The 11,517-nt window shown below is 49.3% G+C and carries 10 protein-coding genes; 3 read left to right on the top strand and 7 right to left on the bottom strand.

The genetic code is table 11. From position 1 onward, the window contains the following. Positions 1 to 59: 59 nt before the first annotated feature. From KD909_RS11520 to recX, 7 genes are all read right to left on the bottom strand, one after another. A complete protein-coding gene (locus tag KD909_RS11520) occupies positions 60 to 329 on the bottom strand; it encodes a YfhJ family protein (protein WP_211781632.1) in 270 nt (89 codons plus the stop codon). Continuing rightward, positions 326 to 640 carry a YfhH family protein gene (locus KD909_RS11525; protein WP_015880882.1) on the bottom strand — a complete coding sequence of 105 codons (315 nt, stop codon included), beginning with the start codon at positions 638 to 640 and terminating at the stop codon, positions 326 to 328. Before KD909_RS11525 ends, KD909_RS11520 begins: the two co-directional genes overlap by 4 nt. Before the next feature lie 68 nt (positions 641 to 708). Further along, the gene (locus tag KD909_RS11530) at positions 709 to 1,887 is read right to left on the bottom strand and encodes an RtcB family protein (RefSeq protein ID WP_211781633.1); all 1,179 of its coding nucleotides are present in this window, start codon (positions 1,885 to 1,887) and stop codon (positions 709 to 711) included. Between the two features lie 9 nt (positions 1,888 to 1,896). Beyond that, positions 1,897 to 3,942, bottom strand: a complete 2,046-nt coding sequence (locus tag KD909_RS11535; RefSeq protein WP_211781634.1) for an ABC transporter ATP-binding protein — start codon at positions 3,940 to 3,942, stop codon at positions 1,897 to 1,899. 22 nt (positions 3,943 to 3,964) lie between these two features. After that, a complete protein-coding gene (locus tag KD909_RS11540) occupies positions 3,965 to 5,689 on the bottom strand; it encodes an ABC transporter ATP-binding protein (RefSeq protein WP_031421113.1) in 1,725 nt (574 codons plus the stop codon). 320 nt (positions 5,690 to 6,009) lie between these two features. Continuing rightward, complete coding sequence (locus KD909_RS11545) at positions 6,010 to 7,650, bottom strand: L-lactate permease (RefSeq protein WP_211781635.1); 1,641 nt, start codon at positions 7,648 to 7,650, stop codon at positions 6,010 to 6,012. Positions 7,651 to 7,698: 48 nt separating this feature from the next. Next, positions 7,699 to 8,511 carry a recombination regulator RecX gene (gene recX, locus KD909_RS11550; protein WP_211781636.1) on the bottom strand — a complete coding sequence of 271 codons (813 nt, stop codon included), beginning with the start codon at positions 8,509 to 8,511 and terminating at the stop codon, positions 7,699 to 7,701. Between the two features lie 145 nt (positions 8,512 to 8,656). Here recX and KD909_RS11555 point away from each other — a divergent pair, with 145 nt between their 5' ends. The 3 genes from KD909_RS11555 to KD909_RS11565 all read left to right on the top strand — a co-directional run bounded on the left by KD909_RS11555 (position 8,657) and on the right by KD909_RS11565 (position 11,476). After that, a complete protein-coding gene (locus KD909_RS11555; RefSeq protein ID WP_078146379.1) occupies positions 8,657 to 9,565 on the top strand; it encodes a TIGR01777 family oxidoreductase in 909 nt (302 codons plus the stop codon). Positions 9,566 to 9,577: 12 nt separating this feature from the next. After that, positions 9,578 to 10,732, top strand: coding sequence for an amidohydrolase (locus KD909_RS11560; RefSeq protein WP_015880875.1), 1,155 nt, complete (start codon positions 9,578 to 9,580; stop codon positions 10,730 to 10,732). A gap of 177 nt (positions 10,733 to 10,909) precedes the next feature. After that, positions 10,910 to 11,476 carry a GNAT family N-acetyltransferase gene (locus KD909_RS11565; RefSeq protein ID WP_015880874.1) on the top strand — a complete coding sequence of 189 codons (567 nt, stop codon included), beginning with the start codon at positions 10,910 to 10,912 and terminating at the stop codon, positions 11,474 to 11,476. Positions 11,477 to 11,517: the final 41 nt, after the last annotated feature.

An 11,517-nucleotide genomic window follows, 5' to 3' on the forward strand; every position in this document is an offset into this window, starting at 1 on the left:
TTCATTATAACGAATTGTTGAAGAATTGCAATAAAAAAATCACGCCCCAATGACGTGACTCAATGTAAATTTCGTTTAGACATCAAATGCTTAAACTTTTCGTTCTTCGTTTGGAACAAATGGAGCTGTGCCCCGTATGCATCGATTTGTTGAATGACGTATTGGAACGCCTTCGCTTCTCCCGGATACGGTTCGCCCGCCTTGGCAAGTGAGGTCTCAAAATCTTCCCATAACACTTCGACCCACGTCACCGCCTCCGAATCGTTCAAGACGTCATTTTTCTCTTTTAGAATGATTGCAAGCCGTTCATATTGTTCGTTCCGGTTCATCGCTTCACCTCCGACAATTCTGAGAGCGGGATGGCCCGTTCTGTCATCTCGCCTTCAAACGTCCCCCATCCCATGACACCGTTGACGAATTTCAAGCGAAACGGACGGTCATTGTAATTGACGACATATGTTTCACCTGGACGAAACGATGATGGGTCAATCAAATAGCTTTCGGCAATCGCAATCCGTCGAAGGACGACTTCGATTTCGCTGACCATGCCCATCTGTTCAGCTTTTCGTTTCCGTTCATGTAATGCTTGAATCTCTTGCTCTAACTCATATTTCGATAAGTCACTTAACCGCTTTTCCATATCGTTCACCTCGATGTAAGCGTATCAGATTTTACGTAAAAAGAAAAAGACGAGACTGAGTACATGACTCAGTTCGCCTTGAAGTTGTAAAGTGGCTTGATGATTTGATCGATATGAACGGCCGGTTCGATATAACGAACAATTTCTTTCATCGACTTATACACAAATGGTGATTCATCGATTGTCGATGGGCGAACTGATGTCGACCAGACACCTTCCATCGAACGTTTGAATTCTTTGAAATCGACGCGTTTCCGCGCGGCAGACCGAGACATGATCCGACCTGCGCCGTGTGGACCCGAGAAGTTCCAGTCTGGATTCCCTTTCCCCGTACAGATGAGCGAACCGTCTCGCATGTTCATCGGAATGATGACTCGCTCTCCTTCTTGAGCGGAGATGGCCCCTTTTCGCAGGATCATCGCATCATGGTCGATATAGTTATGGACGGTATCGAATTGATCGACGATGTTCCAATTCATCGCTTCGACGATCACATCCGTCATCGCACGACGGTTCGCCGCCGCGTATTGTTGAGCGATGCGCACGTCATGCATGTAATCGTCCATATCCGCTCCCTCCACATAAGCCAGGTCTCGAAATGGTTTCCGTGACGCCCGCTCTGTTTCCAGATAAGCCGAGATGTCTTGTTGTCGACCTAAGGCTTTCAAACGCTCAATTTCTTCTTTTACATCATGTGTTTCCATCATGTGTTGAATCGCTCGCTCCTGATAGTGATCGGCAATCTGCACCCCAAGATGGCGCGAACCGGAATGAATGACGAGAAACGTACGTCCCGAGTCATCTCGGTTCACTTCAATAAAGTGGTTCCCCGAGCCGAGCGACCCGACCGAGCGAAAGGCTCGGTCGAGTTTATACGGCGCTCGCACCTCTTCTAATGGAAGTTCAGATGCGTATGGATGAACCTTCTCACGAATGTTCATTCCACTCGGAACCTGTTCACGAATGATGTCGTCGAGTCGTTGAAAATCGATTCGCTTGGCTTTGATTTCTGTACAAAGCATCCCACACCCTAAATCGACACCGACCAGGTTTGGCACGACTTTGTCTTGAATCGTCATCGTCGTCCCAACGACCGATCCTTTCCCCGCATGCATGTCCGGCATGATCCGAATCGATGCCCCTTGTGTGAACGGTTGGTCGAGCAATGTTTCAATTTGATTCCGCGTCATATCATCGATTCGTTCGTTGAACACTTTGGCGCAGTTATATTTCCCCTTGATTTCCATGTGACCTCCTTAACTGATGGCTTGTTGTTTACTCTGTAATTCATGCATTCGGGCATAGACACCGCCATACTCGATGAGTGACTGGTGATTGCCTCGCTCAATGATTCGACCGTGGTCGAGAACGAGAATCTGGTCCGCTTCCCGAATCGTCGAGAGTCGGTGCGCGATCACAAATGTCGTTCGACCGTACGTGAGCGTCTTGAGCGCGTCCTGAATCAGTGCCTCCGTCTCCGAGTCGACGCTTGCTGTCGCTTCATCGAGGACGAGGATGGCCGGGTCAAAGACGAGGGCGCGTGCGAAACTAATCAGCTGTCGTTCTCCACTCGAGAGTGAAGCTCCACGCTCGATCACCGGCTCATCGATGCCTTGCGGTAGCTGCTTCACGAAACGGTCTGCCCCGACGGCTGTGAGTGCTTTCCATACCTGTTCGTCCGTAATCGTCTCATCTCCAAGCGTGACGTTCGTTCGAATCGTTCCAGTGAATAGGAACGGGTCTTGTAAGACGATCCCGAGATGGTCTCGTACCGCCTGCGTCGGCAATTTAGTCACGTCCATGCCATCGATTCGAAGGACTCCGGTGGATGGGTCGTAGAAACGCATGAGCAAGTTCATGATTGAACTCTTCCCGCTTCCCGTATGCCCAACGAGTGCGACCGTCTCACCAGGAGCGGCGTGTAGTTCAATCTGTTGCAACACCGGTTTCCCTGCTTCATAACTGAAGGTCACGTCATCAAAGACGACATCCCCTTTAAAGCGTGGAAGACGTTCTGATGAGACCGGTTCCCCTTTCTCGTCGAGCAGTTGGAACATCCGGTCGGCCGAGACGAGCGCTTGTTGGAGTGGTGACAATTGGTTCATGATCTGTGTCACCGGCTCAAAGATCCGCGAAACATAGTCGATATACGCGTACAGAATCCCGAGTGTTAAGACACTTCCCGTACCAAGCGTTTGTGCCCCGACAAACCAGATGAGCAAGGCGAGCGCCATGTTTCGGAAGAAGTTGACGAGGTTGTGGCTCATCAACGCATCCAATTTCAACAGTTTCCGTCTCGTTTGGAAGTTGTCGCTGTTCTTCTCATTGAACTCGTCATAAACGAGATTTTCGCGGACGTATGATTGAATGATTGGCATTGTTTGAATGCTCTCATTCAACTGCGCGTTCATATCCGCGACGAGTGCGCGGACACGGAAGTTATTTTTTGTCGAGAAACGTTGGAACAACTTGATCCAGACGATGACGACGGGAATGATAATGAGCGAGACGAGCCCTAGACGCACGTCTAGGAAGAACATCGCAATGAGTACCCCAATCATCATGACGACACTTTGGAAGACGCGAGCGAGCACTCCTAAATACAGGTCGCGAATCGTCTCGGTATCATTCGTGACACGACTGACAATCTTCCCGATTGGTGTCTGGTCAAAATAGCGTACCGGAATCGTTTGAAGATGCTTCATCACGTCAAGACGCATCGTTTTGACGATTTTATGCGCCGACCGTTGTAGGAGCATCTGTTGTCCCCAGTTCAATCCGGCCGCAAATAGTAACAGGACGACGTAAAGTCCCGATAAGAGAAGGACAGCTCGTAAATCCGTTTGATAGAACTGGAACACGTCGGTCGACGAGAGCGCGGAAATGTTGTCATATGTCGCCGTCTCGTCTCCTCTTGAAATCGTCAGCACGTCGCCATCGACTTCACGGACGCCTCCGCTCATAATCGCCTCAGGTACGAGATAGTACCCATCGGTCGTTTGGACAATCGAGACCGGCTGAATCACATCTTGACCGTCTAGTCTCGTTTCTTTCTCATACGATTCTCCATTAAAGGAAACACTACCGCCGGATTCGACTTGAACCCAGTCACGCTCGATGGCGACGATATGCTCATCGATAATGATTTTGGCGATATACGGTCCGGCAAGTTCTGCGCCGACCGCTAAAAAAAGTAATGTCAGTCCGAGGAAGATGGAGCGTTTCACTTGTTTGGCATAGCCAACGAGTGAGCGGATCGTCTTCTTCCGGCGGACCGGATCTAATTCATATTGATCGATCATGAGAGATTCCCCCTTTCCCGGATTACTCCGACTCTCCTTGTCGAATAAATTGTTCATAGTACCAACCGTGTCGTTCCATCAGTTGGTCATGGGTGCCGCGCTCGGTGACTCGTCCGTCTTGAAGGACGAGAATTTGGTCGGCATGTGCCACCGCAGAAAGACGGTGCGCCACGATGAAGGTCGTCTTCGCCTCACGGCTCGTACGGACCGAATCGATAATGCGAGATTCCGTTTTCGCATCGACTGCTGAGAGCGAATCGTCAAGAAGCAGAATCTCAGGATTTTTCAGTAAGGCGCGTGCAATCGATAATCGTTGTTTTTGTCCACCTGACAGCATGACCCCTTGCTCCCCAACGACGGTATCGAGACCGTTCTCCAAGTGTTCGATGTCCGTATCGAACGCCGCGAGATGAATGGCTCTGTCGAGTGCTTCATCCGAAACATCATCCACTCCGAAACGAATGTTATCACGCACCGTTTTTGAGAATAAGAGATGCTCTTGTGACACATACCCACTCCAGCCACGGACCGTTTCAAGTTTAATGTCCGAGATCGGCACCCCGTTCACGAGAAGTGAATCGTCAATCGGATACTCCCGGAGCAATTGACGTAACAACGTCGTCTTCCCAGCTCCAGTCGGTCCGACAATTCCAATCGTCTCACCACGCGAGACGTGCAGGACGATGTCTTCTAACGACTCCCGATTCGCGTTTGGATAACGGAATGAGAGCGATTTGAAGGTGATCTTCTCCGGTACATCGATGTGAACCGTTCCAGTTGACGAAACGTCCGGTACCTCATTCATCGTCGTCTCAATCCGTTCCAAGCTCGCCGTTCCTCGTTGGACGACGTTGATGAGTTCCCCGAAGGCATACATCGGCCAAATCAACATCCCTAAATAAATGTTGAAAGAAACGAGTTGACCGAGCGTGATGTCGTTCGTAAAGACGAGATACGTCCCGAACGAGAGTCCGATCAAATAGCTGAGTCCGACGAGTAATTTGATGACCGGCTCAAACAAGACGTCGATTTTAGCGACATGCATGTTTTTCGCCATCACGTCATCCGTGATGTCATCGAACTTTTTCGTATCCGCCTCTTCTTGAACGAAAGAACGGACGACCCGAAGACCGGAGATGGATTCAACGACTTGGTCGTTCATCACGCCGAACGAATCTTGGGCTGCCGTGAACCGTGTATGAATCTGACTCCCAAGTTTATTCATCGACCAGGCGAGAATCGGCATCGGCAAAAGTGCTGCGAGCGTCAACTTCCAATCGATGAACACGCCCATAATCGTCAAGGCGATGAGCGTCATGTTGAACGAGTCGACTAATGTCATGACCCCAAATCCCGCTGTCCGCTCCACCGCTTTTAAGTCATTCGTCGCAAGTGCCATCAAGTCACCCGTACGATGTTGTTGATAGAAGCGCGGTGTTTGTTTGAGGAGGTGACCAAAGAAGCGACCTCTCAATTTCTTTTCAAGTAAAAAGGCTGTCCCGAAGAGTCGGGCAATCCACAAGTATGACATCACGTACGATAACACCATGATGCCGAGTAGCGACGATACAATCAGAATCAAACGCTCTGTCGTCAAACTTCCTTCACGAATCGCATCGATTGCCTGACCGATAATCCAAGGTGGCAGCATATCTACAACCCCTGTGATGATCAGTAAGATGATCGCAATCACGTACGTTCGTTTCTGTCTTTTAATAAACCAATCCAATTGCTTAATCAGTTTCATGACTGATTTCCCCCTTCCGCCCAATCCATCCGAACACGCAAAAAAGCGCACTCCACCTGATTGTGCAACCAATCAAATGAAGCGCGCTTGAAGTAGTCTTCAGTCTTTTGCATGGTCAGGGAAAGGACACTACCCCTATCCAGCTGCCAATGTCACGCAGTTAAATATGAGTAGCCATATGATGTTTTGAATGTGTTTGTGAGTGCAATGTTGTTCATCGTTCTGGCTCCTCTCGTTTCATAGTTTTAAAATCTACTCAAACCTTAGCAGACTGTTCTGAAAATTGTCAACATTATTCTGTAAAAAAATTGTAACTTGATTTAGTTTAAGAAAAACATGCCTAAAATGAGACCAATGACCCCCGTCGCCGTCACGTAATAAATCATCGGCATGAGCGTGTAACGGATGATGGTCCCTTCTTTACCAAGCAGTCCCGCAACGGAAGCGACCGCTACGACGTTCAGCACACAGATCATGTTCCCTGCGTTCGCTCCCGCCATCTGCATCGATAAAGCGAGCGTGTTATCAAGTCCGACCGAGTCCGCAACGTTTGTCGTCAAACTCGAGAACATCATATTGGAAAACGTCGCCGACCCTGAAACGAAGGCACCAAGGGCCCCGATCCACGGTGCGACAAGTGGCCATATTCCGCCAAACGTATCGGCAGCCGCCGTCGCGAGTTCGACCGGCATCGAAGCGAGTCCGGCACCCCCATTCTCAGAATGGATGAATATGCGGACCATCGGAACCGACGCCGCTAACGTGATGGCCGTCCCGACGACTCCGAGTGTCGTCGCCTTAAACACCGATGTCACTTGCGACCAACTCATGTTGTGTAAGAAGAATGTCGCAATAATTGTCAGGATAAACATAAAACCTGGTGAATAAAATGGTTCCCAAGACGTCGAAACCCCGTCTACCCCGAGGATGTCCGGGAGATTGATTCGGACACTGCGAGAGAGTTCGTTTAAAAATGGTACGGTACGGGTGAGCACTAAGAAAATCGTCAAAATGAGATAAGGTGCCCACGCCTTCCACTGTGGTAATTCACGCGTGGTTGATTTGAGCGTCACTTTCACAGTAGATGGTTCTAGTTCATCCACATATCCATCAAACGTCCAGACGCGTTTCGGCATGAGAATGCCTTTACGAGACATGGCAACGAGGATGACGAGACCGGTTAAACTACCGAGCATGCCACCGAACTCAAAACCGAGGATGAGTGTCCAAATGTACGCCGGTACGCTGTACAAAAGCGCCGCCACAATCGCGATCGGAAATACCTCGAGCGCGGGTTCTATCGACTTTTCTTTACTGAAGAAACGCGTCAACATCAAAATTAAAATGAACGGGATGAATAGACCGACTACCATGTCGATCAACACCGTTTGTATGACGATCTCTGTCAAAAAGGCAATCGACTCAGGCTGGTTCACATCTAAAGATAGACCGTTCCCGATTCCGATGAGTGCCGGTGTCCCGACCGCACCAAATGTGACGGCCGAAACGTCTGCGGATAACGCAATGACAACGGCGGCAATCGGTGGAAATCCGAGTGCAATCAAGAGCGGTGCCGCAACCGTTGCAGGCGTCCCGAATCCAGATGCGCCTTCAATAAATGAAACGAATAACCATCCGACAATCAAAACTTGAATACGCGGGTCAGGTGTGATGTTGACGAATCCGGAGCGAATCGCGTTCATCCCGCCCCCTTCTTTCATCGTATTCATCATTCCGATCGCCCCGTAGACAATCCATACTGTCGTGACGGCGATGACGAGTCCTTGTAATGTCGCCGCCATAATTCGTGTCGCATCCAATTGCCAGACGAAAAACGCTAAAATTGCCGTCGTCACGAGTGACAAGGGCATGGCTACCGATGCAGGTAAACGCATAATGACCAATAAGATGAGCACGGCCACAATCGGTGTCAGTGCTGTAATCCATTCTAAAATCGTCAATGTAGACCCACCTTTTCGTGTTTTCCCCTACCGTAAACAGATGTCCCATCACGATTCTTCTTCAGCGAGTCGATCTAACGTACGTTCAATCACATCATACGGAAATCCTTTGCGTCGAAGCTGCATCTTCATACGCTGTTTGCGCTCGAACGCATCGTACCCGCTGAACTTCCGACTCAACTTCTCAGCCTGTTTCAGACATGCCGCAACCTCGACATCTTCGTCCTCCTCTTCCCAAAAAGTTTGAATCGCCTCTGAAATAATATCAAAGGTAAACCCCCTTTGCATCAGGGTTTGTTGAATTCTTTGTTGCACTTCTGTGGCAGAACGACGATTCGTTTCCAATTGTTTCCTTTTCACGAACTTTCCAGCCTTCTCGACGAGATCTTCGTGTGAGATTGTCGAAAGCACTGACTCGACAACGTCCGGTGGGATTCGGAGCTGTTCGAGCTCACGTTTGATTTTGATCGGCCCACTTGGACTTGTGTTGAATTTCGTCTGGACATACGCTTTCGCGAACTCCTCATCGTTCAAATAGCGCTGCTCGATCAGTCGTGTGATGGCATGTTTGATAGCGGATTCACTTAACTCTTTCTTCACGAGATAGTCCCGTACCTCTGAGATGGCACGCATTCGATACGATAAATAATTGATGGCCAACTTATAGGCTTTCTGAGTTTCTTCCGCCTCAAGGACGTCTTGCACAAAATCGTCTTCGAGCTCCATCCCTTTTGTGAGCCCATACTTGATGAACACATCGACATCGATAGCGAACGCAAACTCCTCTTTCCCTTCCCGTTCGATGAAGACGTTCAGTCGGTCTTGGTTCTTCTTCTGGGTCGTGAACTTTGCAATTTTCACAACGACTCCCCTCCATTCCATGTTTCTAACATATCACGTTCAAGAAACGTAGAGGATTTTTGATAAGTTAGAAGAAAGGGTATTCATCTGGATATACTGACTTATACCCATTTTAGAAACAACACATGATATCGGAGGGAATTTCATGAAAATCGCAATCACCGGTGGAACCGGGCTCATCGGTCAACCACTCGTTCGTGCACTGGCCGACGCCGGACATCAAGTCGTCGTGTTGACACGTCATCCACGTCCCCGCCATCGCGGTGTGTCGTTTATCGAATGGTTGACACCGAATAGTAAACCAGAAGAGGAACTCGAGGGAACAGATGCGTTCATCCATTTGGCCGGCGCCTCAATCAATGACGGACGATGGACCCACAAACAGAAACAAGCCATCCTTCAAAGTCGAATCGAAGGGACGAAGGAAGTCGTCCGGATCATTCAACAGTTGAAACAAAAGCCACAGGTCGTCATCAGCGGCTCGGCCATCGGCATATACGGTGAAGATCGTTCCATTACGTATTCCGAAGAAACCCCATTACCGACACGGACTAATTTCCTCGGGAATGTCTGCGTCCTCTGGGAACAGGAAGCAGAACCCATTCGTGATTTAGGCGTTCGTCTTGTGACGATGCGCACCGGCGTCGTCTTATCGAATGATGGCGGTGCCTTCCCATTAATGAAACTCCCCTACCAGTTCGGGGTCGGTGGTAAAATTGGTTCAGGAGAGCAATGGGTTCCTTGGATTCATTTAGACGACCTCGTCCGCTTGTTCGTGCATGTCATCGAGACCGATTCTATCGAAGGACCGGTCAACGGTACTGCACCTACACCGGTGACGATGAACGAGTTCGGGAAGACAATTGCGAACGTGATGCACCGTCCTCACTGGATTCCGGCACCTGCCCCAATGATGGAACTCGTCCTCGGTGAAAAGAGCGTCATCGTCCTAGAAGGAGCGAAAGTCGTTCCGACGAAGGCACTTCAACACGGTTTCGAGTTCCGCTATGAAACATTGGAACCGGCTCTAACACAACTACTACAAGATGCTTAAGGAGAATGAATTGTGAGTCACTTACTAATCCGAAATGCCCATATTTATCCAATCACTGCCCCCCACTTTTACGGAGACCTCCGTGTTCGGGACGGGAAAATCGTCGAAATGTCCGATTTACTTGAACCGACTGACGGGGAGCATGTCATTGAAGCCGAAGGAAACTTTTTATTCCCCGGCTTCATCGATGCTCACACCCACCTCGGATTATATGATGAAGGAACCGGCTCTGTCGGAAACGACGCCAATGAAACGGTCGAAGCGATGACGCCTCATGCTCGTGCGATCGACGGGGTATACCCCCTTGACGAAGGATTTCAAGAAGCGCTGATGGCAGGCGTGACCGCCGTTCAGGTCATGCCGGGAAGTATGAACGTCATCGGTGGTGTGACCAGTGTCATCAAAACACACGGTCGCTATATTGACGACATGATCGTCCGTCGTTATGCCGGACTGAAGATGGCACTCGGCGAAAACCCGAAACGGATTCATAGTATGGGAAAAACCGGTGATTTAACGCGGATGGGGATTATGGGGTTACTTCGTGAAGCGTTCCGTACCGTCGGGTCGACCAAAACGATCGGAACGTTCGGCAGCCAGATGATTCAACTTGCCCTCGACCGAGAGATGCCGATTCGCGTGCATGCACACCGCGCCGACGACATTTTATCTGTCGTTCGTTTTGCCCAAGAGTTCGATCTCGACTATCGCATCGAGCATTGTACAGAAGGTCATCTCGTCGTTGAAAAATTACAAGAACTCGGTGTGAAACATGTCACCGTCGGACCGACGTTTACTCGAAAATCTAAAATCGAGCTTCAGAACAAGACGTGGGAGACGTATCGCATTCTCCATGAGCACGGCATGATTGTCTCCATCACGACCGACCATCCGTACACGCCGGTCCAATATTTGAACTTGTGCGCCGGACTTGCAGCACGTGAAGGACTGCCTGTCGACATCGCGTTACGCGGAATCACCATCAATCCGGCTGAATCACTAGGTGTCGCCGACCGAATCGGCTCTCTCGAAGTCGGAAAAGATGCCGATTTGGTGCTTTGGAGTCACTTCCCGCTCGACTACTTATCGAAGCCGATTATGACCATTGTGAACGGTGAAGTCGTGTACAAAACGGACCGTGCTGAAACCCATCATGAGGTCGAGTAATTTTCATTATTTTTCATAAGGGTTTTTACGCATAATTTACTTGCTTTTTTAAAAATACTATATAAAATTATCTTGTAACTTCATAAAGCAGCCAAGGCGGTTCGAACAGCGAAGCCAGAAGTATGCTTTCGTTACGACTATTCTTCAGCGGTCTGAAATAGGAGGAGGAATGTAAAGGTGCTCAAATTTCGTGAGCTCACCGACTGCGCGGAGTTGTTCGAACTGATGCAACACCCAGATGTCTTTCCGTATGTCCGTCAAAAGACGGTCCATTTTGACGAGTTTTTATTTAGCACGAAGCAAATCATCGAGCTAGAAGAGCAAGGAAATATCATCTCACGTACCATCACGAACGAGTATGGCACCCCGATTGGGACGATCAGCTTGTTCGATGTCGAATCCGGCTATGGATTCCTCGGCACGTGGCTTGGCAAGCCGTATCACGGCAAAGGTTATAATCAAGTGGCGAAAGAGGCGTTCTTCTCAGAACTGTTCTTCGAGCTTGATATTGAGAGTGTATTTTTAAAAATCCGTAAATCGAATGAACGATCGATTGCGGCAGCAGAGAAGCTCCCGTACGCGTTTTGCGCGAACGAGATCCGCTCTGAACTGCTTGCGGAGATCAACCAAGGTGACGTGGAGTATGTTTTATACGAGGTATCCAAGTCGAGCTTCCAATTGTACTTGCATGCCCTGCACGTCCCGGAATACGAAGTGCCATACGAGGCACAACTCGAAGCATGAGCCAATTCTGTCAAAGAATTGGCTTTTTTGTGGCGTTTTTG

The organism is Exiguobacterium sp. PFWT01, assembly GCF_018255795.1.
GTDB lineage: Bacteria > Bacillota > Bacilli > Exiguobacteriales > Exiguobacteriaceae > Exiguobacterium.